The sequence below is a fragment of the Rahnella sp. WP5 genome, from assembly GCF_000745615.1.
In the GTDB taxonomy this organism is placed as follows: Bacteria; Pseudomonadota; Gammaproteobacteria; order Enterobacterales; family Enterobacteriaceae; genus Rahnella; species Rahnella aceris.
In genome coordinates this window covers 242,453-264,837 of the sequence record NZ_KN050721.1, presented here as the reverse complement: position 1 = coordinate 264,837, position 22,385 = coordinate 242,453, and the positions used below count along the sequence as shown (strand labels likewise).

Below are 22,385 nucleotides of genomic sequence, written 5' to 3'. Positions count from 1 at the left end.
ATCTCAACGCCCTTCTGATTTTCATCAAAATGTTGACAGCCGCCTGACTCCCTAGCGCTCCCAGTAACTCTCTTCCAGGCTGTCTTCACGTTCCGGCAGGCCACGCGTCAGACGCGGAGAATGCTGGTTCAGCACCTGATAGCTGACGCGGTTGGCGTATTTACACACCTGCGCCAGCGAGGAATAGGTCAGATACTCGCGGGAATGTTTGCTGGAATTCGGCACAGAAGTCCGGTGGAAACCGTTGGCGGCGATATCATGCAGCAGCGCCGATAATGCACCGTCACCTGCTCCGTTGGTGTTCATGATTTTCTCCGGCCCGCCCATATACGGCGCGATGTGGGAATAAATCTTCAACGGTTGCTGACAACAGTCACGACGCATCGCGCGGCTGAATTCGTACTGATTGAATTCGGCAATCGTCCCCGGCAGCAGCGGATGCTGGGTGGTGCGTTTGAATTCGTCTTCGGTATAACTCGCCATAAACAGGCCGTTCGGCCCGGCGGTACACAACACCAGATCGACCCAGTCCAGCGCCTTATCCGCCGCCATCAGCGGATCTTTCAGGCCAGTCAGCGCAAAACCTTCATCTTCGTTCATCGCCAGAATCGACACGTTATCACGGATGAAATCACGCCATGCCTGCGGATCTTCGGCGATAACGTATTGTGTGCCCAATGTCAAGACCACCGGCACATGGTACTTCTTCGCGTACTCAATCGCCTGCATGGTGGCTTCCGGCATCGGTTCGCCCGGCTTGCTGCGCAGCAAATACGAGGTCAGTAACAGCGCGGAGGCTCCTGCTATCACATCTTCCGGCACATTTTCCGCACGCAGACCGTTCATTTTGCCCGGACTGATGGCAAAGGTGCGCTCGCCGGTATCGCTGATCAGCGTAAAGCAACGACCTATCGCGCCATCCACGCCCTGCAGGAAGTTAAGATCTACGCGGCTGGAGGTGTTGCAAAGATAACGGTAAGCATAATCGCCAATTTTAACGTTATTACACATCACGCCGAGCAGCACCGAACGGTCATCGGCCAGCACGGAATAGTTGTGCAGTGTGTTACCGACAGTGCCGCCCGCAAACTGGTGCGTGATCAGGGCGTTGCTCATCAGTTCCTGATACAGCGTTTCCGACATCTCATCATCAAGAATATTGGATTCACCGGGCGTCAGCCCGTAACGGGCAACAAAATTCTCATCAACACGCGCTTCGATATCGACCATCGTCTGGTCAATGCCGGCGATGTACGAGGCACCGGCTTCTGACTCCGGCTGCATTGCCTGCAACATAGAATCACGCAATAAAGGGTCGCGTGCGCTGACCGGAAAATAGTGTTTGGACTTACGTTTACCAGGAAATTTCATGCATTATTCTCGGGAGATTCAAAAAACTCAGGCTTCAGTCAGAAGTGCTGAGTGACCAGCTGTTGCAGCAAATCAATATGTTCCGGCTGGTCGTTTAAGGCGTCAATATATTCGAAGCGCTCGCCGCCTGCATGAATAAAAATCTCGCGGTTCTCGCCTTTGATTTCCTCCAGTGTCTCCAGACAGTCTGCCGCAAAGCCCGGGCAGAGGATCTGAATATGCTTAACTCCCTGAGCCGGAAGGCCTTTCAGCGTTTCATCGGTGTAAGGCGTCAGCCATGGTTCGCGACCAAAGCGGGACTGGAAGGTCAGCATAATTTTGCCCGCAGGCAGTTGCAGCGCATCGGTCAGCGCCTGCACTGTATCGCGGCAACGCTGTTCGTAGTCATCACCCTGCGCGACAAAACGCTTTGGAATGCCGTGGAAGGACAACACCAGACGGTCCGGTTCGCCATGCTGAGCGAACGAACGTTCGATGCTGGCTTTAAGCGCGGAAATGTAAGCCGGATGGGTGGCGTAATCACGGATAAAGCTCATTGAAGGCAGGCGACGCTGCGATTTCAGCACACGCGCCACGCCGTCAAAAACTGCGGCGCTGGTTGAGCAGGAGTATTGCGGATACAGCGGCAGCACCACCATTTTGGTCACGCCCTGCGCCAGCAGTTTTTCAATCGGTTCTTTCATGCCCGGCTTGCCGTAACTCATCGCCAGTTCAACCGGCGTACCCGGCAGGCGTTCTGCCAGCGCTTTCTGCTGACGACGGCTGTACACCATCAGCGGTGAGCCCTCTTCCATCCACACGGCTTTATACAGTTTGGACACGCGCGGGGAACGCAGCGGCAGGATCACCAAATTCAGGATCGGCCACCACAGCCAGCGGGGGGTATCAACCACACGGATATCACTCAAAAATTCAGCCAGATATTTTCTAACGGCCTGCGGGGTCGGAGCTTCCGGCGTCCCGAGGTTGACCAGGAGAACACCGAATTTGGTCTGCGTCATGCTGAATTTCCTAAATTGAAGGCACTGAAGCCAGTGCGAAAAGTTATGGGCGCCACCGTTTATTTGTGATGCGGCAAAGAGGCGCAGGTCATTGTAACGAAAACAAAGACGATGGGAACAACGGCAGAAACTATCAATGCGAATTGTTATTATTAATCCCCGTCACGCTCGCTTGCCGCCGCTCGAATTATTTTGGGTATTGGAAATGGAGACCCTAAAAAAACAAACGGGGCGACCGTAGTCACCCCGTGATAGTGCGCAGAACAGACGATCAGCTCAGAATAGCAGCCAGTTCGTCACGCACTGCAGAGACCTGTTGTGTGCCGTCAATTTTGACGTACCTGGTATTGCCCGCTTCAGCTTCTTTGCTGTAGTAGGACACCAGCGGCTCAGTCAGCTCATGGTATTCCACCAGACGTTTACGTACGGTTTCTTCCTGATCATCTTTACGGGTGATCAGTTCTTCGCCGGTGACATCGTCTTTACCTTCCACTTTAGGTGGATTGTAATGGATGTGGTACACGCGGCCAGAGCCAGGGTGTACGCGACGACCTACGATGCGATCGACGATCAGTTCGTCAGGCACGTCGAATTCCAGCACGTAATCCACTTTGATGCCCGCGTCTTTCATGGCATCAGCCTGCGGAATGGTACGAGGGAAACCGTCTAACAGGAAACCGTTGCGGCAATCTTCCTGCTGAATACGTTCTTTCACCAGTGCGATAACCAGTTCGTCGGTTACCAGTTTACCGGCATCCATAATCTCTTTTGCTTTCTTGCCGAGTTCACTTCCGGCCTTCACAGCGGCGCGCAACATATCACCGGTAGAAATTTGCGGAATACCAAATTTCTCCATGATGAATTGAGCCTGAGTACCCTTACCTGCGCCCGGAGCGCCCAGCAGAATGATACGCATTGCGTAAATCCCCTTGCATGTAATTTTTATGAATCTCGAAAAACGGTCAACCATACCATTCTGAGCACTTTTGCTCAAGGAACAAGCCCTGCTGAAATTGGGGTTAACCCTGCGCCATCCGTCGTTCTGCCCGCCAGTTTGCGGGGCCACGACCAGCGAGAACATCACGCTACCGGCATGATTGCTGAACTTGACTCACAGGCTTTCAGGGAATGGATACGGGAAGAAGCAAAGCAATAAAAAAGGGTGTCGCTTTCACGACACCCTTTTCGTTTTACGCCAGCTGATTACGCCTGTAACAGCGTATTCATGCGACGGATGAACAGGTTTGGATCTTCCAGCGTGCCGCGTTCTGCGAACAGCGCCTGATCCAGCAGCAGCTCAATCCACTCGCTGAACTGATCTTCATCAGCCACATCAGAAGCACGTTTCACCAGCGCGTGTTCCGGGTTCAGCTCAAAGATGTATTTCACTTCCGGCGCATCCTGACCGGCAGCGGCAAACAGTTTTGCCATCTGCGTGGTCATTTCGTCGGCACCGGTGGTAACGATGGCTGGCGTATCGGTCAGACGGTGCGTCAGACGCACTTCTTTCACACGATCGCCCAGCAGCGTTTTCACGCGCTCAACGAACGGCTCCAGCGCTTTTTCAGCTTCTTTCTGCTCTTCGCTTTCGTCAGCCAGTTTGTCCAGTGTGTCATCTGCCTTGCTGACGGACTGGAAGACTTTGCCATCAAACTCAGTCAGATAGCTCATCATCCATTCGTCGATGCGATCAGACAGCAACAGGACTTCAATGCCTTTTTTGCGGAACAATTCCAGATGCGGGCTGCTCTTCGCGGCCGCATAGCTGTCGGCAGTGATGTAATAAATTTTGTCCTGGCCTTCGACCATCGACGCCACATACTCTTCCAGCGACAACGTCTGCTCGCTGCTGTCGTTGCGGGTGCTGGCGAAACGCAGCAGTTTGGCGATCGCTTCTTTGTTCGCACCGTCTTCTGCCGGACCTTCTTTCAATACCAGACCAAACTGTTTCCAGAATTGCAGGTATTTTTCATTGTCGTCTTTCGCCAGTTTTTCCAGCATTTGCAGAACACGTTTGGTCAGTGCACTGCGCAGGTTCTGGGTGATGCGGCTGTCCTGCAGAATTTCACGGGACACGTTCAGCGGCAGATCGTTGGAATCTATCAGACCACGAACAAAACGCAGGTAGTTCGGCATGAACTGCTCGGCTTCGTCCATGATAAACACGCGCTGCACATACAGTTTCAGGCCGTGTTTATGGTCGCGGTTCCACATATCCCACGGTGCCTGTGAAGGGATGTACAGCAGGCTGGTGTATTCCTGCTTACCTTCAACGCGGTTGTGGCTCCAGCTCAGCGGATCGCTGAAATCATGGGAAATGTGTTTGTAGAATTCTTTATATTCGTCGTCGGTGACTTCCGCTTTACCGCGGGTCCACAGGGCCTGTGCCTTGTTGATTTGTTCCCAGGTGACGGTGTCGTCTTCTTCGTTACGGGTTTCGACTTCAACCGGCAACGCAATATGGTCGGAATATTTACTGATGATGGAGCGCACGCGCCAGTCATCCAGGAATTCGTCCTGATCTTCGCGCAAATGCAGGGTAATTTCAGTCCCGCGATCGGCTTTCTCGATATCCGCCAGGGTGTATTCACCTTCACCGGCAGATTCCCAGAATACGCCTTCGTCAGCACTGGCACCGGCTGCGCGGGTGCGCACGGTGACTTTGTCTGCCACGATAAAGGCAGAGTAGAAGCCCACACCAAACTGACCAATCAACTGGCTGTCTTTCGCCTGCTCAGAACCGACAGATTGCAGGAACGCTTTGGTGCCGGATTTGGCGATGGTACCGAGGTTATCGATAACTTCGTCACGACTCATGCCGATACCGTTATCACTCAGCGTCAGGGTGCGTTTTTCTTTATCAAATGCCAGACGGACATGCAGCTCGCCATCACCTTCATAAAGTTCAGGCGCAGACAGTGCGCGGAAACGCAGTTTATCAGCGGCATCTGAGGCGTTGGAAATCAGCTCGCGCAGGAAAATTTCTTTGTTTGAATACAGGGAATGGATCATCAGATGAAGCAGTTGTTTTACTTCAGACTGGAATCCGCGTGTCTCTTGTCCTTTCATACTCATCAAATTACCTCAATCCAGATACTGTTATTGACCAAATCAGACGTTGAGGAATAAGTGGGGTTACGTGTCAGGCTTTTCAAGCACAGGGAGAAAATTTTAAGAAGAAATGCAGAGGGATAGCTGAATAAAACGGGGCGCAGAGAACCGCGCCCGCATAACAGTCAGAACCGAAAGGGATGACGTCCGGCAAGGGAATGCGACAGCGTGGTGCCGTCGACCATATCCAGTTCGCCTCCGACCGGCACACCGTGCGCAATGCGGCTCGCCAGTACGCCATACTGGCCGCACATTTCAGCGATGTAGTTGGCGGTCGCTTCACCTTCAACCGTCGGGTTAGTCGCCAGGATCACTTCCTGAATATTTTCACTTTCAAGACGCTCTTCCAGACGGCCTAAACCGATGTCGTCCGGCCCGATGCCATCGAGTGGTGACAGGTGTCCCATCAGCACAAAATAGCGACCAGAGAACTGACCGGTTTGTTCTATCGCATGAATGTCCGCCGGGCTTTCCACCACACAAACCTGACCGTTTTCTTTACGCCGTGGATTGGCGCAAATCGTACAGATTTCCTGCTCGGTGAAGGTACGGCAATCGGCACAATGGCCGATCTCAGACATGGCACGCGTTAAAGACTGCGCCAGCCGCATTCCGCCGCTGCGATCACGTTGCAGCAACTGGAATGCCATACGTTGCGCGGACTTCGGGCCGACGCCCGGCAGGCAACGCAACGCCTCCATTAAAGATTCAAGGAGAGGGCTGGTTTGCATCAGAATGGCATCTTGAAGCCTGGTGGCAATTGCATGCCGCCAGATACGGCTGCCATTTTTTCTTTCTGAGTTTCATCGATACGACGTGCAGCATCGTTGAACGCCGCAGCGATCAGATCTTCCAGCATGTCTTTATCGTCTTCCAGCAGGCTTGGATCGATTTCAACGCGACGCACGTTGTGCGCACCGTTGATGGTGATTTTCACCAGGCCAGCGCCTGACTCACCGGTCACTTCCAGCTGAGCGATTTCCGCCTGAGCCTGTTGCATTTTTTCCTGCATCTGCTGGGCCTGTTTCATCAGGTTACCAATGCCGCCTTTTCCAAACATAGTCTTCTCTCTCAGCAATGGCCGCGTCACAATCGCGGCGTTTAAATTGGGCGAATACTTTCTTCATCCAGCTCAGCGTCGAAGAAACGGCGCAAAGTCTGAATGTTGTTATCCGCAATAATAGACTGACGCGCCTGCGCCAGTTTTTCTTCATAAATGGCCTGTCGCCATTCCAGCGGCGTCTTCACCGCCAGATTATCATCTTCCAGCACGGTCAGTTCAACCGGCGTCTGATGCAATGCCGATAAAGCATCCGTCAGCACTTTCTGCGCGGACGGCGAATTCAGGTGCTTTTGCGAGGAACGCAGGTGCAGGCAGATTTTGCCTGGTTCCGGCTGCTCACGATACGCATTCAGCGCCAGTTGCTGCACCAGTTTCGGAATGGTCATCCGGCTGATCTCAGCCGCCCATTCATCACGTTCAATCGCTTCTTCCGCCAGGCGGGAAGCCAGTTCCGGCGATTTTTCATGCTCCAGCGCGGTGCGCAGCGCTTTCGGTGTCGCCACCGGTTCCGGTGCGACTTCCGGTTCCATCATCGCTTTCCAGCGATACGCTTCTTCTTTTATCGGCGCGGCAGGTTCTTTCTTCACAGCCAATGTCTGCGCACGCTCAGTCACCGAAGCGAGACGCTCCAGCGCTGAGGTTGCCGGCCGCGCTTTTCCTGGCGCTGCCGGCTCAGCTTTTTTTGGGGTGGTACTCCCCTGCCTGAGCAATTGTGTTCGTGCCTGTAAAAGTTGCGCGGTGGAATCCGGCATTGACCCCGGTTCTGCATTTCCCTGCGGCGCAGGCGCATTATCGTTTTGTTGCGGCGGTGCGTTACGCGGTGCCGCCGGTTGTGATGGAGCCTGCGGCGCCACATAAGCTGGGGCTGCGACTGGCTGGGGAGCCGGTTCAGCAATAATCACTTTCGGATGGAAGGCCAGCGCGCGCAGCAGCGTCATTTCAACGCCCATACGTTTGTCCGGCGCATAGGCCAGCTCTTTGCGGCCAATCAGTAAGGTCTGATAATAAAGCTGTACGTCTGCAGGCGGAATGACACGCGCCAGTTCGCGCAGGCGTTGTTCAATCGCCGCGTAATGATTATCGAGAACCGACGGTAACAACTGAACCATTGCAATGCGGTGCAGCAACGCCAGCGTTTCCACCAGCAAATTTTCCCAGTCTACGCCACGGGACGCGGCCTGTTCGACCTGCGCCATCATCTGCCCGCCATCGGCGCTGACCAGCGCTTCCAGCATCGCCAGCGGTTGTTCGTCATCCAGTGTACCGAGCATTTGTGCCACGGTTTCGGTCGTCACCGCGCCCTGCCCCATCGCGATCGCCTGATCGGTCAGGCTCAGCGCATCACGCATACTGCCGTCGGCAGCGCGCGAAAGCAGCTGTAAAGCGCGCGGTTCCGTGGTGATGGTTTCCTGGGTTAATACATGTTCGAGCTGTTTACGGATCTGTTCAGCGTCCAGCGCTTTCAGATGGAACTGCAAACAACGCGATAAAATGGTGACCGGCAGTTTTTGCGGATCCGTCGTTGCCAGCAGGAATTTGACGTGTGCGGGCGGCTCTTCCAGCGTTTTCAACAGCGCATTAAAGCTGTGACGCGAGAGCATGTGCACTTCGTCAATCAGGTAAACTTTGAAGCGGCCCCGCGCCGGTGCATATTGCACGTTATCCAGCAGCTCGCGGGTGTCTTCGACTTTGGTACGGGAAGCGGCATCGATTTCAATCAGATCGACAAAACGGCCCTGCTCGATCTCGCGGCAGTTATCACACACGCCACAAGGGGTGGAGGTAATGCCAGTTTCGCAGTTAAGGCCTTTCGCCAGCAGACGGGCGATGGTGGTTTTCCCTACGCCACGGGTACCGGAAAACAGGTAGGCGTGATGGATGCGCCCGAGCGACAAGCCATTGGCCAGCGCGGTCAGCACATGTTCCTGTCCGACGACGTCGGCAAAAGTTTGGGGGCGCCACTTACGGGCAAGAACCTGATAGCTCATTAACACTTCATCGTTGATTTATAATGAATAATTTGACGATACACGAAAAAACATCGTTTAACCCGTCTTTCTGCGCTGGTCTGCGAAACGGAGACTGAAGACTCAGCATAATGATGCCGGAGCCAGACTGCCACTTCTTAGTGTACCAGCAGGGTTGCCATCATTCCTATTACTTTACTTTTTGCGCAGCGCGCCGCAGTTTCTCCACCTTCCTCCTCCTCCTGACAATTCGCCTCACGGGATGAGGGCAAATTTTGCCCACTCATTACACTTGAATTCACCTCTGTTCTGATAATGCTTCCTGCCTTTCGTAAGGAGAGCCATGAAACACCTGACACTGCCTTTATTACTGCTCATTTCTCCCGCCGCACAGGCCGACTGGACGCTGCAAGGCTTCCCCGGTTTCGCCGAACCGGTCAGCGGAATATTCACCAGCCACGCCACGTTACCTAAGGGACAACGCACACTGGAATTACATCAGGATAATCAGTGCTGGCAACCCACGGGCGCTGTAAAGCTTAACGAAATGCTGTCGCTGCAACCTTGTGAAAGCCAGGTGCCGGTTAACTGGAAACTGTTCCGCGCGGGGGATTATCAGGTTCGAATTGATACCCGCAGCGGCACACCCACGCTTCAGCTCAGTTTGAAAACGGTGGAGGAAACCGTCGCCCCGGTGGCGAAAACCTGTCCGCGCGGGGATGGAAAACCGCTGACCGTCGATGTCTCCGGCACTTTTGCTGAGGGTGAAACTGTTCGCGATTTTTATTCTGGTCAGAGCACACAGGTCAGCGGCGGCCACATCACAATGATGCCGGATCCGGCCAGCGGCGGCCTGTTGTTACTGGAAACAGCAGAGCGCAAAGCACCCGCGGCGTTTAGCTGGAAAAACGCCACGGTGTATTTCGTACTGACCGATCGCTTTGAAAACGGCAATCCGGATAACGATCACAGCTATGGCCGTCACAGTGACGGAATGCAGGAAATCGGCACTTTCCACGGCGGTGATCTGGCCGGGCTGACCAGCAAACTCGACTATCTGCAACAGCTCGGCGTTAACGCACTTTGGATCAGTTCGCCGCTCGAGCAGATCCACGGTTGGGTCGGCGGCGGCACCAAAGGCGACTTCCCGCATTATGCCTATCACGGCTATTACACGCTCGACTGGACAAAACTCGATGCCAATATGGGCACCGGCGAAGATTTACAGAAACTGGTCAGCGAAGCGCACAAACGTGGGATCCGCATTTTATTTGACGTTGTCGTCAATCACACCGGCTATGCCACGCTGGCAGACATGCAAACCTTCCAGTTCGGCTCGTTATATCTGAAAGGTGATGACATCGGAAAAACACTCGGCAAAAACTGGACTGACTGGAAGCCCGGTCCAGGCCAGAACTGGCACAGTTTTAATGATTATATTAATTTCGGCGACAAAGACGGCTGGAGCACCTGGTGGGGGAAAAAATGGATCCGCACCGACATTGGTGACTATGACTCGCCCGGTTATGACGATCTGACGATGTCATTGGCCTTCCTGCCGGATATTAAAACGGAATTGATGCAAGCCAGCGGCCTGCCCGTTTTCTATCGCAACAAACCCGATACGGCCGCACGTGAAATTCCCGGTGCAACACCGCGTGATTATCTGGTCACCTGGCTCAGTCAGTGGGTGCGGGATTACGGCATAGACGGATTCCGTGTGGATACCGCCAAACACGTCGAAAAAGCGACACTGGCATTACTCAAAGACCGTTCAGCCGAAGCCCTGAAACAATGGAAAACGACCAATCCTGCAAAGGCGCTGGATGACGCACCATTCTGGATGACCGGCGAGGCATGGGGCCACGGTGTGATGAAAAGCGATTATTACGCCAATGGTTTTGACGCAATGATTAATTTTGATTTTCAGGATCAGGCCGCGGCAGCGCTGAGTTGTTTTGCCAGCATCGATGCAACTTATCAGCAGATGGCGGAGAAAATGCAGGATTTCAATGTCCTCAGTTATTTGTCATCACATGATACCCGGCTGTTTTTCGCCGCCGATGCCAAAGGTTCTCTACCGTTACAGCAGCGCGCCGCAGATTTGTTGCTACTGGCACCCGGCGCGGTGCAGATTTATTACGGCGATGAAAGTGGCCGCCAGTTTGGCGCGACGGGTTCAGATCCTTTACAGGGAACGCGTTCTGACATGAACTGGAGTGAGCTGACCGGTCCGAAACAGGCTTTACTGAAGCATTGGCAAAAACTGGGAACTTTCAGGGAACAACATCCGGCGGTTGGCGCGGGCGTGCAGAAATCGCAGCTGACGACGCAATATTATGCCTTCAGCCGTCAGCAAGGTGACGATAAAATAATGGTGGTCTGGGCAGAAGAAAGAGGGAAATAACGGCGCAGAAAGCAAAAGGCCTCGCGTTAACGGCGAGGCCAGTTCACATCAACGCGCATGAATCAGTGGCCGTCGAAACAGACCAGACTGTAGCAGTTGATATTTGAATCGTTCAGGCGTTTTTCACCGCCCAGTTCCGGCAGGTTAATGATGAATGCAGCATCAGTCACTTCTCCCCCCAGACGACGGATCAGTTTCGCGGTGGCTTCAATCGTGCCGCCTGTTGCCAGCAAATCGTCGATCACCAGAATTTTTTCGCCAGGTTGAATCGCATCAACGTGGATTTCAAGGCTGTCAGTGCCGTATTCCAGATCGTAGGTTTCGCTGATGGTTTCACGCGGTAATTTGCCCGGTTTACGCACGGGAACAAAGCCCACGCCCAGAACCAGCGCAACCGGTGCGCCAAACAGGAAACCTCGTGCTTCAGTGCCCACCACTTTGGTGACGCCGGCATCGCGGTAACGATCGGCCAGTAACTGAATGCTTGCAGCGTAAGCTTTTGGGTCTTCCAGCAAGCTGGTGACGTCACGGAACAGTATGCCTGGCTTAGGATAGTCAGGGATGGTTTTGATACTGTCTTTAATAAACTGTAGCTGCTGTGCGGTAGCGGTCATAATGTAATTGCCTGATAAAGCTGCTGTTCATACTTAAACGCGGGCGGTCAAATGTCCCCCGCCATGCCTGTATAAAGCATGTCGTTCAAGGAAGGAAATTGGGAGCGCACCGACGTACGAGATGCCCAAATCTATGCAAAGCTGCTTTAAAAAGCAACCCGCAGCCGGACATGATCGCCTGTTTTATTGCTCAAGGTCAACCACTGGTAATCGCCACATCATGATCAGCAACGCAAACATCATGCAAACCAATAAAATACGCACCCACAATAACGGCACAAAATATATCGAAATAGCGAAAGTCACCACAATCAGCGCAACCGCTTTCGGCTTTACACCTTTCGGTAACGCGCGATGTGTCTGCCAGTGGCGCAGATAGCTGCCAAACCATGAGCGGTACAATAACCACTGATGGAAACGGGGAGAGGACCGGGCAAAGCACCAGGCCGCCAGCAGTAAAAAGGGGGTTGTCGGCAACAACGGTAACACCACGCCGAGCGTCGCCAGCACCACACACAACCAGCCAACGGTAATCAGTAGTACGCGTTTCATGCATTTCCTTCAGCTTAAAACAGGCTGCATAGCCGATTTACGGTTTCTCAGTGTAAACAAGTGCGCAGAGGCTGTCATACCGGTAAGCTACGCCAGAGTTTAAGGGAGATTATCGTGAGCACAGAACGAATTTTACATGTCCTCGATCAGCAGATCGAAACACTGGCTCGGGAAATTGAACCGATCGGCCATGTTTCCGCCTCACAGGCACGGTTTGATGTCGCACTTTTCTCAACCAAAGGCACCCGGTTGCGCGATTATCTGGCAGAAATTAAAACCAATTTGCGGCAACTGAATCAGGAAGTACTCGAAAAACGCTCTGCGCAGGTGGCGTTTATCGCCGAACGGCTGGTGGCACAAATTACCGCCATGCAGCGCGAACTGGCGACCCAGTCTCTGCGCAAAACGCACCAGACACCGGAACGCAAAAGCCATGATAATTACACCAAACTGGCGGAAACTCAGCAGTTCGAGCGACGTCTGATTGCGATGATTGAAGATCGGGAAACCACGCTGGGTCAGCTGGCGACATTCAGCGATCAGCAGCGGGTGCAGAAAGAACTGGCGGCGCTCGAAGGACGTTTAATGCGTTGTCGTCAGGCGCTGGCCAAAATAGAGAGACAAATCGAGCGGCAGGAAAAAGGTTTTTGAATCTTTATCACATTTTTTTAATCCGGCATTCAGGCCGGACCTTTTCTTATCTATAATAGTAAGTCCAAAACCTGCTAATCATAATGTTGGCCTATATGTCCGTAGAAAATGCGCCCCCCGAACTTCAGCTTGCTGTCGATTTGATTTACCTGCTTGAGTGCAATGAAATTGCCCCTGAAACCGCGCTTGCGGCGCTGGAAATCGTACAACGCGATTATCAGGAAAAGTTGAAAAACAGTAAGAGTACGCTTTCGATCAGTTACCTTTAAGCTGACCGGCTGCCTGCTTCAGGGGAACCCGTCAATTTCCCCTGAATGGCACCGAATTTCTCAGCTCTGTGGCAATGCATCCGGTTCATCGCCCGGTTGTCGCATTACACGTTTCACTTCCTGCACTTCACTGCCGTCCTGATTATGCAGATACACCTCCAGCTGATTGAACGCGATATTAATGCCGTTTTCGCGGCAAAGCTTATCAATGCTGCGGTTAAGTTCATCCACGGTATAACTGCGATCCCCCAGCTCACGCACATACACTCGCAGTTCGTGATCGAGCGTGCTGGCCCCGAAATTCAGGAAGAACACCAATGGCGCGGGGTCACTCATCACACGGGCGTTTTCATGCGCCGCTTGCAATAAGATCTCTTTCACTTTGTCGAGATCGGAACCATACGCCACACCGAGTTTGATCAACACGCGGGTGACGGTGTCGCTCAACGACCAGTTGATCAGCCGCTCGGTCACAAACGCTTTATTCGGGATGATCACTTCTTTGCGGTCGAAATCGATAATCGTAGTCGCACGGATACGAATGCGGCTGACGGTGCCTGAGAATGTCCCGATGGTCACGGTATCGCCAATACGCACCGGGCGTTCGAAGAGAATGATCAGCCCTGAAACAAAGTTCGCGAAGATCTCCTGCAAACCAAAGCCCAGCCCCACCGACAGCGCGGCCACCAACCATTGCAATTTATCCCACGAGACGCCGAGCGATCCGAGCGCTGTCACTGCGCCAATCACCGTAATCGAATAGGTCAGAATGGTCGTAATGGCGTAGGACGTCCCCTGCCGCAATTGCAGCCGCGACAACACGACAACCTCAAGCAATCCCGGCAAATTTCGCGTTAATACATACGCCACAATCACCGCGAGGAAACCGAGCAGGAAATTCCCCAGCGTCACCGTTTGCTGAATGACCGCACCCGCCACCGTGCTGGAGTAATGCCACAAGGTAATGCTGTCCAGATACGAAATCACCGTCAGCAAATCCGACCAAATCCAGTAAAACACTGTCGCGAAGATAAAGAACAGGCCCATCGTGGTCAGGCGTAATGACTGCTGGTTGATCTGATCCAACCCGATCTGCGGCTCTTCGACTGGCTCGTTGCCCTCCGCGCCATCTTTCGCTGCGATGGTCTGGCGACGCGCCAGCGCTCGGCGATAAGCCAGGCGCCGCGCGGCAACACTGAGTCCGCGCAATGCCGCAAGATAGGCAATGTTCCAGAAAATCAGCAGATACAGGCTGTCAATCCAGCGACCTGCCAGTCGCAACGTGGTGTAAAAATACCCGCTGACCACCAATCCGACGAAGAAAATCGGTGCCAGGGCAATCGCCGTCACCACCACCAGACGAATACTGTGCGAATCTTTTTCACGCCAGCCATCCCGCGCAATCGGGAAAACCAGAACGGTCAGGGCTAGCATCGTCAGGAAAATCACGACCTGTCCGATGATGTCATCCACCAGCCCGAGCGGCGCTTTCTCACCGCGTACCGACCAGAAAATCAGCGGTAACATCACCAGACTCAGACGAATGACAGAACGACGATAGTGTGCACAAGTGGCCGCCGGCGTATTGAAGTGCCGTTCATTTATGCCGCCCGGTTTGAGAATTCGATAACAAAAGCCCATCACCAGCTGGAAAACCGCCAACCGTTGCGCCAGTGTCCAGAAGAAATCACTCGGCTCGATATCACACACTGAAAGCCAGTAGCCGATACCGAGCATCAGCAGGACGCCGGGCAAAACATTCAGCGCCATTAATGCCAGCGCCTGCGGCGTATGCAGTTGGCTGTCCCGCTTGAGCTGTCCGACATCATTGCTCAACATTTCAATCCGCTGGTTAATATATTTCCTGCGCCACAGCAGCAACAAAATTACGGTTAACAGCGGAATGGTCACCGGCAGGGAATGCAGTGCACCCAGCATCAGCTCACCCGGCGGAATACTGACATGCAGGCTGCTCAGCTGATTTTTCACTTCATCTGGCAATGACTTGATGAACTCCCAGTTCATCGGTTTATTGCTGCTCACCCAAAAAATCTGCTGGGTCAGCGTTTCGGTCAGCGACTGGTTGATGCTCAGCAATTGTTGCTGGTTAATCTGCAAACTGATGGCCAGCGACAGCTGATTACCGAGCTGTTTATTCAGTTGATCAAGTAGCTCACGTCGCATGTCGACAATCTGATCCAGTGCATCACTGATATCGCCGTTAATCGTCTCTTTGCTGTTGGCCACTACGCCCTGAATGTAGCTGTCGCCCTGGAATAAGGCATCACGCTGCTGATTGATCTTGAACTGTTCGAGACGCAGATCGGCAATGTGCGTGCTCATGTCCGTTATCAGGCCGGAAGGCGGGATGGTATTTTGTTGTTGCTGATATAAAATGCGCGACAGCAATAAACTGCCCTTCAGTACAGTGATTTGCTCTTTGAGGTCATGCTCAGCCTGCGCCGAACGGTCGAGCCAGTTTTTCACCGTGATGTTTTTCTGCACCAGCTGGTTGCCCTCTTCCGTGGCGGCAATCAGGCGTTCACTGAGCTGGCGGTTAATCCCCAGTTCCTGCGCAACAAGCGGATCATTTTGGATGTCCGAGGTGTCGTCCGGGGTCTGTGCTTCTTTTGCCGTGCGTTCAGACAAAATCAGCCGCTTTCCGTTGACCACTTCCTGCAACAGCTGCGCGGTATGTTCCAGCTGGCTGATGTGCGCATTGGTGTAATCGCGTTGTTTTTGCAGTAAATCCTGTAACGTAGTGTTGGCCTCGAGGCTCTTACGTTGCAGATCAATCTGCGCACTCAGCAAAGCCTGCTGCGTCACGAGCATATTTTGCTGAGTAGTTCGTAAATCTTGCTGACCAGGCGACATGCCATTGAGCTGATTGCGGATTTTCTGGATAGCCAGCGAATAGGTGTACATCGCGTTCTGCACGCGTTCCGGCTGGGTTTGCAGGGAAATCAGCTGGGTATTGAATGTGGATAAATCTTCCTGAGAAGACTGAAGATCATCGAGGGTATCGTTAAGACGATTTTCCAGCTGACGCAGCGATAAAGCGCCAAGTTGCGCTTTGTTGACGTCATCTTTGGGGTTGTTTTTGATTTGCTCGAGGCCATCCATCGCCACCCGTAACTTCTGCGGTGCTTCTGCGACCTGTTTTTGCAGCTGATTAACTTCCTGTTTCACCCGATCAAGCGCATCAAGGTATTCCAGCGTGTGGATCAAATCCTGTTGCGATAGCTTATCGACCGGCGTCAGGTTTTTTTGGCGATTTAACGCATCAAGCTGGTTTTGAACTTCATTACGGCCCGGAATATCATTACTGGCAGCATGACCGGGGAAGGAGAAAAGAAACAATGCAACGCATATCACAAACGTAAAAAAACCTGCCATTCCCTTTTTTTTCAGGAGAGAAATTACGTCAGAAGCGGCGGCCAGAAACCAGATAAACATACGTCGGTGTCAACTCATACCAAATGAATAATAGGTGATGACAATAGCAGCGTTCACGATGAAAGGAAGGAGAAAAGCGTATCTGAATACAACATCAGTGTGTTTATTTTGTCGCCAAAATGGAGAACAGATTTGCAGGCTTATTAATACAGCGGAAAGCAGTAAGACGTTATTTTATCATGGTAAGAAAGGATGAGTGGCGGAGCATATCTATATACGTATCCACAAACCTTCCGGCATTGCCTTCTAAATCAAAGCTTTCAGGAATAAATAACCAGTTTTCCATTAAACCGGAGAGATAGGCGCGTAAAATAACTGCGGCCTGGCGGGTATCGAGATTGGCCGGGAGTTGCTTTTCTTCAATGCAGCGTACGAGAATACGCTCAATTTTACCGTATCCTTCCATATAGAGCGCTTTGCGCGCTTCATGAACCGATGTCATCTCCCCAACAAATTCACATTTATGGAATATAATCTCCATCAATGCTTTACGCTGGCTATCTGTCACGGTGGCGACCAGTATGTAAATAAGGATTTCGCGCAAAATACGCAGTGGATTATTCGGAAACTTTGTCTGATACTCTACTTCGAGCACTTTTATCCGGGATTCATAAGCTTCCCAGATCGCGTTAAACAGTTCCACTTTGTTCCTGAAATGCCAATAAATTGCGCCCCGCGTCACACCGGCTGCATTTGCAATATCAGTCAGTGATGTCGACGATACTCCACGGGCAGAAAATTCACGCACAGCAGCATCCAGAATCTGTTGTCTGGTTTCCAGTGCCTGTGATTTGGTTTTTCGTGCCATAGGTTTATCTTTATGGGGAGTTTGATTTACATACATTCTTGAATGTATGTAACATAGCACGCACATACTAAAAGCGCAGCAATGGATTTGGGATGTTGTGATCCATTGGACAATTTGAAATCGGACACTTGAGGTTTATTTATGAACAAAAACAGAGGGTTAACGCCTCTGGCGGTAGTTCTGATGCTATCCGGAAGCTTAGCACTTACAGGATGTAACGATAAAGAAGCTCAGCAAGGTGCGCCACAGGCTCCGCAGGTTGGCGTCGTTACCCTGAAAACTGAACCGCTAAATGTGACTACCGAACTTCCTGGTCGTACTGCTGCTTTTCGCATTGCTGAAGTGCGCCCGCAGGTTAACGGTATCATTCTCAAACGTAACTTCGTTGAAGGTAGCGACATCAAAGCCGGTACCTCCTTATATCAAATTGATCCTGCCACTTATCAGGCCGCGTATGACAGCGCTAAAGGCGATCTGGTAAAAGCTCAGGCGAATGCACAAATTTCCCGTCTTACCGTGACACGTTACAAGCCTCTGCTCGGTACCAGTTACATCAGCAAGCAAGATTACGATACGGCTGTCGCAACTGCGGCACAGGCTGATGCTGCAGTAGTCAGTGCGAAAGCAGCCGTTGAGTCTGCACGCATCAATCTGGCTTACACCAAAGTGACCTCCCCGATCAGCGGACGTATCGGTAAATCGTCTGTGACAGAAGGTGCGCTGGTGTCTAACGGCCAGGCCACTGCGCTGGCAACCGTGCAACAGCTCGACCCTATCTACGTTGACGTAACACAGTCCAGCAATGATTTCCTGCGTCTGAAACAGGAACTGGCTGACGGTTCACTGAAACAGGCTGACGGTAAAGCGCAAGTCAAACTGCTGATGGATAACGGTAAAGAATATTCACAGCCGGGTACATTAGAATTCTCTGATGTGACTGTTGATGAAACCACCGGTTCCATTACTTTACGAGCCATCTTCCCGAATCCAAATGATTCCCTGCTGCCGGGTATGTTTGTGCGCGCACGTCTTGATGAAGGTGTTAACAACAACGCACTGCTGGTTCCGCAGCAAGGTATCACCCGTAACCCACGTGGTGATGCAACAGCGATGGTTATCGGCGCTGACAATAAAGTTGAACTTCGTACTGTGACCACAACACAAGCTATTGGGGACAAATGGGTTGTTACCGACGGTTTAAAAAGTGGCGATAAAGTTATCGTGACAGGACTGCAAAAAATTAAGCCAGGCGTACAGGTTACTGCACAGGAAGTCGATCAAAACGCAGCAGCGCCCGCTACAGCGACGAAGTCTTAATAGGAGCCGGTAATTCATGGCTAAGTTTTTTATAGATCGTCCCATCTTTGCATGGGTGATCGCCATCATAATCATGTTGGCGGGGGGATTGGCAATTCTTAAATTGCCAATTGCGCAGTATCCAACCGTTGCGCCACCGGCTATCCAGCTGACCGCAACCTATCCGGGCGCGGATGCGCAAACGGTACAGGATACCGTTACTCAGGTTATTGAACAGAACATGAACGGTATCGACAACATGATGTACATGTCGTCGACCAGTGATTCATCCGGTACTGTTCAGATTACCCTGACCTTTGCTTCAGGTACTGACGCGGATATCGCACAGGTACAGGTTCAGAACAAACTGCAGCTCGCAACGCCGTTGCTGCCGCAGGAAGTTCAGCAACAGGGTATCTCCGTTGAGAAATCGAGCAGCAGCTTCCTGATGGTGGCCGGTTTTATTTCCAACAATGGTTCAATGACTCAGGATGACATCGCCGACTACGTCGGTTCCAACGTCAAGGATCCTATCAGCCGTACCGCCGGTGTGGGTGACGTTCAGCTGTTTGGTGCTCAGTATGCGATGCGTATCTGGATGGATCCGAACAAACTGAACAACTTCCAGCTGACGCCGGTGGACGTGATTAACGCCATCAAAGTTCAGAACAACCAGATTGCAGCCGGTCAGTTGGGTGGTACGCCACCGGTTCCGGGTCAGCAGTTGAACTCCTCTATCGTGGCCCAGACCCGTCTGAAGTCACCGGATGAATTCGGCAAAATCATTCTGAAAGTGAATCAGGATGGTTCTCAGGTTCGCCTGAAAGATGTGGCTAAAATCGAACTTGGTGGTGAAAACTACGACGTTATTGCCCGTTTTAACGGACAACCTGCGTCAGGTTTGGGTATCAAACTGGCAACGGGTGCGAACGCCCTGAACACCGCGGCGTCTGTAAAAGCCACGCTGGCTAAACTTGAACCGTTCTTCCCGGCTGGCTTAGAAGTTGTTTACCCATACGACACTACGCCGTTCGTAAAAATCTCGATTAAAGAAGTCGGTAAAACGCTGTTCGAGGCCATCGTCCTGGTATTCTTGGTGATGTTCCTGTTCCTGCAAAACTTCCGCGCAACCCTGATCCCAACGATCGCGGTTCCTGTGGTCTTGCTGGGCACCTTTGCAATCCTGGCGGCATTCGGTTATTCGATAAACACCCTGACGATGTTCGGGATGGTGCTCGCGATAGGCTTGCTCGTCGATGACGCCATCGTCGTCGTCGAGAACGTCGAACGCGTCATGGTCGAAGAGGGGCTGCCGCCTAAAGAAGCCACCAAAAAATCCATGGAGCAAATCCAGGGTGCATTGGTCGGTATCGCGATGGTGCTGTCCGCAGTATTCATCCCGATGGCCTTCTTCGGCGGTTCAACCGGTGTTATCTACCGTCAGTTCTCCATCACCATCGTTTCTGCCATGGTGCTGTCGGTTCTGGTGGCGATGATCCTGACGCCTGCGCTTTGTGCGACCATGCTTAAGCCGGTTGCCAAAGGCGAGCATCACGAGAAGAAAGGTTTCTTCGGCTGGTTTAACAAGAAATTCGAGCAAAGTACGCACCACTACACCGACAGCGTAGGCAACATTCTGCGCAGCACCGGTCGTTATCTGGTGATTTATCTGTTGATCGTTGTCGGCATGGCATTCCTGTTTATCCGCCTGCCAACCTCCTTCCTGCCGGAAGAAGACCAGGGTGTATTCCTGACCATGGCGCAGTTGCCAGCAGGTGCAACCCAGGAACGTACGCAGAAAGTGCTCGATGAAGTTACCGATTACTATCTGAACAAAGAAAAAGCTAACGTGAACTCGGTGTTTACGGTTAACGGCTTTGGCTTCGCAGGTCGTGGTCAGAATACCGGTATCGCGTTCGTCAGTCTGAAAGACTGGTCTGAGCGTAGCGGCGCTGAAAACAAGGTTCCTACGATTGCAGGCCGTGCAATGGGTGCGTTCAGTACCATTAAAGATGCACTGGTGTTCCCGTTCAACTTACCCGCGATTGTTGAGTTGGGTACGGCGACAGGCTTCGACTTCCAGCTGATTGACCAGGCTAACCTTGGGCATGACAAACTGACACAAGCACGTAACCAGTTGCTGGGCATGGTGGCTCAACATCCTGACTTGCTGACTCAGGTTCGTCCGAACGGTCTGGAAGATACACCACAGTACAAAATCGAGATTGATCAGGAAAAAGCAACGGCACTTGGCGTTTCAATTTCCGACATCAACACCACATTGGGTGCCTCGGTTGGTGGTAGCTACGTCAACGACTTCATCGATCGTGGTCGTGTGAAGAAAGTGTACGTTCAGGCTGAAAATAAATACCGTATGTTGCCATCAGACATCAACAATCTGTATGTCCGTGGCAGCGCAGGCCAGATGGTGCCGTTCTCCGCGTTCTCAAGTGCGAAATGGGAATACGGCTCACCGCGTCTGGAACGTTATAACGGCCTGCCATCAATGGAAATTCTGGGTCAGCCAGCTCCGGGCAAAAGTTCGGGTGCTGCCATGGCGATGATGGAGTCTCTGGCTTCTAAACTGCCAAACGGTATCGGCTATGACTGGACTGGCCTGTCTTATCAGGAACGTTTGTCAGGTAACCAGGCCCCGGCCTTGTACGCTATCTCCCTGATCGTCGTCTTCCTGTGTCTGGCAGCGTTGTACGAAAGCTGGTCAATACCGTTCTCGGTTATGCTGGTGGTTCCGCTCGGTGTTGTCGGTGCACTTATTGCAGCTACGATGCGCGGTTTGAGCAACGACGTATACTTCCAGGTGGGTCTGCTGACCACTATCGGGCTGTCTGCGAAGAACGCCATATTGATTGTTGAGTTCGCCAAAGACCTGATGGATAAAGAAGGCAAAGGTCTTATCGAATCAACGCTTGAAGCGGTTCGTATGCGTCTGCGCCCGATCCTGATGACATCGCTGGCGTTCATCCTTGGTGTTATGCCGCTGGTTATCAGTTCCGGTGCAGGTTCCGGCTCACAGAACGCTGTAGGTACCGGCGTAATGGGCGGGATGATCACGGCGACCCTGCTGGCGATCTTCTTTGTTCCGGTCTTCTTCGTGGTGGTTCGTCGCCGCTTTGGTAAGAAGAACGAGGATATCGAACATACGCACAAAGTAGAGCATCCGACGCTGTAACCGGATCTCCCACCTAAACGAAAGGCCGCTTATGCGGCCTTTTTTTCGCCTGAGACTTGAACCTGAAAAAGGATGAGTGCATAATTAATGTTATAGTATAACATAACATTTAGAGGCATTATGAAACCCACTATCCATCCTGCGTACCGCACCGTGGTTTTTCACGACACCAGTGCCGACGAATACTTCAAAGTTGGCTCGACTATCTCGACAGACCGCACCATTGAACTGGAAGGGGCAACCTACCCGTATATCAGCATTGAAGTGTCTTCAGCCTCTCACCCTTACTACACCGGTAAGCAGAAAGAGTATTCCAAAGAAGGCAGTACCGCGCGCTTTAACCAACGCTTCGGCAGCTTCCTCGGTAAGAAATAAATGACATCAGGGAAATCGTTATGCAGGTTCTGAGTTCATTACGTTCAGCGAAAAATCGTCATCCGGATTGCCGCGTAGTCCGCCGCAAAGGCAGGGTTTATGTGATTTGCAAAAGCAATCCACGTTTTAAAGCCGTACAAGGTAAGAAGAAAAAGCGTTAACACCTCGTCTTCTCATTCCTTCTGTACTAAAAACAAAAGCCCCGTCGCTTGCCCGACAGGGCTTTTTCTTATGCTAAGACATGATGTAAAGCT

Annotated in this window: 18 protein-coding genes and 1 other annotated feature; of the genes, 7 read left to right on the top strand and 11 right to left on the bottom strand. The window is 52.2% G+C overall.

What is annotated here, in order from left to right; all coding sequences use genetic code 11:
- Positions 1-51: 51 nt before the first annotated feature.
- From EX31_RS22545 to dnaX, 7 genes are all read right to left on the bottom strand, one after another.
- Positions 52-1,371, bottom strand: a complete 1,320-nt coding sequence (locus EX31_RS22545; RefSeq protein ID WP_037036883.1) for an inosine/guanosine kinase — start codon at positions 1,369-1,371, stop codon at positions 52-54.
- 38 nt (positions 1,372-1,409) lie between these two features.
- On the bottom strand, positions 1,410-2,372 hold the full coding sequence (gene hemH, locus EX31_RS22540) for a ferrochelatase (RefSeq protein WP_037036882.1): 963 nt from the start codon (positions 2,370-2,372) through the stop codon (positions 1,410-1,412).
- A gap of 271 nt (positions 2,373-2,643) precedes the next feature.
- The gene (gene adk, locus EX31_RS22535) at positions 2,644-3,288 is read right to left on the bottom strand and encodes an adenylate kinase (protein ID WP_013576596.1); all 645 of its coding nucleotides are present in this window, start codon (positions 3,286-3,288) and stop codon (positions 2,644-2,646) included.
- 287 nt (positions 3,289-3,575) lie between these two features.
- Complete coding sequence (gene htpG, locus EX31_RS22530; RefSeq protein WP_037037477.1) at positions 3,576-5,441, bottom strand: molecular chaperone HtpG; 1,866 nt, start codon at positions 5,439-5,441, stop codon at positions 3,576-3,578.
- Between the two features lie 167 nt (positions 5,442-5,608).
- Complete coding sequence (gene recR, locus EX31_RS22525; protein ID WP_013576598.1) at positions 5,609-6,214, bottom strand: recombination mediator RecR; 606 nt, start codon at positions 6,212-6,214, stop codon at positions 5,609-5,611.
- On the bottom strand, positions 6,214-6,543 hold the full coding sequence (locus EX31_RS22520; protein ID WP_013576599.1) for a YbaB/EbfC family nucleoid-associated protein: 330 nt from the start codon (positions 6,541-6,543) through the stop codon (positions 6,214-6,216). Before EX31_RS22520 ends, recR begins: the two co-directional genes overlap by 1 nt.
- Positions 6,544-6,584: 41 nt before the next feature.
- Complete coding sequence (dnaX, locus tag EX31_RS22515; RefSeq protein WP_037036880.1) at positions 6,585-8,534, bottom strand: DNA polymerase III subunit gamma/tau; 1,950 nt, start codon at positions 8,532-8,534, stop codon at positions 6,585-6,587.
- Positions 7,185-7,249, bottom strand: a sequence feature (DnaX frameshifting element). It overlaps the preceding gene by 65 nt.
- Positions 8,535-8,856: 322 nt before the next feature.
- Between dnaX and EX31_RS22510 the strand changes: the two genes are divergently transcribed.
- Positions 8,857-10,920, top strand: a complete 2,064-nt coding sequence (locus EX31_RS22510) for an alpha-amylase (protein WP_037036879.1) — start codon at positions 8,857-8,859, stop codon at positions 10,918-10,920.
- A gap of 62 nt (positions 10,921-10,982) precedes the next feature.
- On the opposite strand, the gene apt is transcribed toward EX31_RS22510, so the two are convergent.
- On the bottom strand, positions 10,983-11,534 hold the full coding sequence (gene apt, locus EX31_RS22505) for an adenine phosphoribosyltransferase (RefSeq protein ID WP_013576602.1): 552 nt from the start codon (positions 11,532-11,534) through the stop codon (positions 10,983-10,985).
- A gap of 183 nt (positions 11,535-11,717) precedes the next feature.
- Complete coding sequence (locus tag EX31_RS22500; protein ID WP_013576603.1) at positions 11,718-12,086, bottom strand: DUF454 family protein; 369 nt, start codon at positions 12,084-12,086, stop codon at positions 11,718-11,720.
- A gap of 114 nt (positions 12,087-12,200) precedes the next feature.
- On the opposite strand from EX31_RS22500, the gene priC reads away from it, so the two are divergent.
- Positions 12,201-12,737 (top strand): primosomal replication protein PriC, encoded by a 537-nt coding sequence (gene priC, locus EX31_RS22495; RefSeq protein ID WP_013576604.1) that lies wholly within the window; start codon positions 12,201-12,203, stop codon positions 12,735-12,737.
- A 95-nt stretch (positions 12,738-12,832) separates the two neighbouring features.
- Entirely contained in the window at positions 12,833-13,006 is a 174-nt protein-coding gene (rsmS, locus tag EX31_RS22490; protein WP_015690305.1) for a pleiotropic regulatory protein RsmS, read from the top strand.
- Between the two features lie 60 nt (positions 13,007-13,066).
- Here rsmS and mscK read toward each other — a convergent pair whose 3' ends face one another.
- Positions 13,067-16,462: a mechanosensitive channel MscK gene (gene mscK / locus EX31_RS22485; protein ID WP_037036878.1), complete on the bottom strand. Its 3,396-nt coding sequence runs from the start codon at positions 16,460-16,462 to the stop codon at positions 13,067-13,069.
- A gap of 169 nt (positions 16,463-16,631) precedes the next feature.
- Entirely contained in the window at positions 16,632-17,270 is a 639-nt protein-coding gene (gene acrR / locus EX31_RS22480; protein ID WP_013576607.1) for a multidrug efflux transporter transcriptional repressor AcrR, read from the bottom strand.
- 141 nt (positions 17,271-17,411) lie between these two features.
- Here acrR and EX31_RS22475 point away from each other — a divergent pair, with 141 nt between their 5' ends.
- The 4 genes from EX31_RS22475 (at position 17,412) to ykgO (ending at position 22,292) form a co-directional block, all read left to right on the top strand.
- Positions 17,412-18,587 carry an efflux RND transporter periplasmic adaptor subunit gene (locus EX31_RS22475; RefSeq protein ID WP_013576608.1) on the top strand — a complete coding sequence of 392 codons (1,176 nt, stop codon included), beginning with the start codon at positions 17,412-17,414 and terminating at the stop codon, positions 18,585-18,587.
- A gap of 16 nt (positions 18,588-18,603) precedes the next feature.
- On the top strand, positions 18,604-21,756 hold the full coding sequence (gene acrB / locus EX31_RS22470) for a multidrug efflux RND transporter permease subunit AcrB (RefSeq protein WP_037036876.1): 3,153 nt from the start codon (positions 18,604-18,606) through the stop codon (positions 21,754-21,756).
- 120 nt (positions 21,757-21,876) lie between these two features.
- Positions 21,877-22,131, top strand: a complete 255-nt coding sequence (locus tag EX31_RS22465) for a type B 50S ribosomal protein L31 (protein ID WP_013576610.1) — start codon at positions 21,877-21,879, stop codon at positions 22,129-22,131.
- A gap of 20 nt (positions 22,132-22,151) precedes the next feature.
- Positions 22,152-22,292, top strand: a complete 141-nt coding sequence (gene ykgO / locus EX31_RS22460) for a type B 50S ribosomal protein L36 (protein ID WP_013576611.1) — start codon at positions 22,152-22,154, stop codon at positions 22,290-22,292.
- The last annotated feature ends 93 nt before the right edge of the window (positions 22,293-22,385 follow it).

Coding starts and splice junctions, on each gene's coding strand:
- EX31_RS22520 (WP_013576599.1), bottom strand. CDS start 6,543: ATGTTTGGAAAAGGCGGCATTGGTAACCTGATGAAACAGGCCCAGCAG.
- hemH (WP_037036882.1), bottom strand. CDS start 2,372: ATGACGCAGACCAAATTCGGTGTTCTCCTGGTCAACCTCGGGACGCCG.
- EX31_RS22500 (WP_013576603.1), bottom strand. CDS start 12,086: ATGAAACGCGTACTACTGATTACCGTTGGCTGGTTGTGTGTGGTGCTG.
- ykgO (WP_013576611.1), top strand. CDS start 22,152: ATGCAGGTTCTGAGTTCATTACGTTCAGCGAAAAATCGTCATCCGGAT.
- acrB (WP_037036876.1), top strand. CDS start 18,604: ATGGCTAAGTTTTTTATAGATCGTCCCATCTTTGCATGGGTGATCGCC.
- htpG (WP_037037477.1), bottom strand. CDS start 5,441: ATGAAAGGACAAGAGACACGCGGATTCCAGTCTGAAGTAAAACAACTG.
- EX31_RS22510 (WP_037036879.1), top strand. CDS start 8,857: ATGAAACACCTGACACTGCCTTTATTACTGCTCATTTCTCCCGCCGCA.
- adk (WP_013576596.1), bottom strand. CDS start 3,288: ATGCGTATCATTCTGCTGGGCGCTCCGGGCGCAGGTAAGGGTACTCAG.
- acrR (WP_013576607.1), bottom strand. CDS start 17,270: ATGGCACGAAAAACCAAATCACAGGCACTGGAAACCAGACAACAGATT.
- recR (WP_013576598.1), bottom strand. CDS start 6,214: ATGCAAACCAGCCCTCTCCTTGAATCTTTAATGGAGGCGTTGCGTTGC.
- mscK (WP_037036878.1), bottom strand. CDS start 16,462: ATGTTTATCTGGTTTCTGGCCGCCGCTTCTGACGTAATTTCTCTCCTG.
- EX31_RS22475 (WP_013576608.1), top strand. CDS start 17,412: ATGAACAAAAACAGAGGGTTAACGCCTCTGGCGGTAGTTCTGATGCTA.
- dnaX (WP_037036880.1), bottom strand. CDS start 8,534: ATGAGCTATCAGGTTCTTGCCCGTAAGTGGCGCCCCCAAACTTTTGCC.
- apt (WP_013576602.1), bottom strand. CDS start 11,534: ATGACCGCTACCGCACAGCAGCTACAGTTTATTAAAGACAGTATCAAA.
- EX31_RS22545 (WP_037036883.1), bottom strand. CDS start 1,371: ATGAAATTTCCTGGTAAACGTAAGTCCAAACACTATTTTCCGGTCAGC.
- rsmS (WP_015690305.1), top strand. CDS start 12,833: ATGTCCGTAGAAAATGCGCCCCCCGAACTTCAGCTTGCTGTCGATTTG.
- EX31_RS22465 (WP_013576610.1), top strand. CDS start 21,877: ATGAAACCCACTATCCATCCTGCGTACCGCACCGTGGTTTTTCACGAC.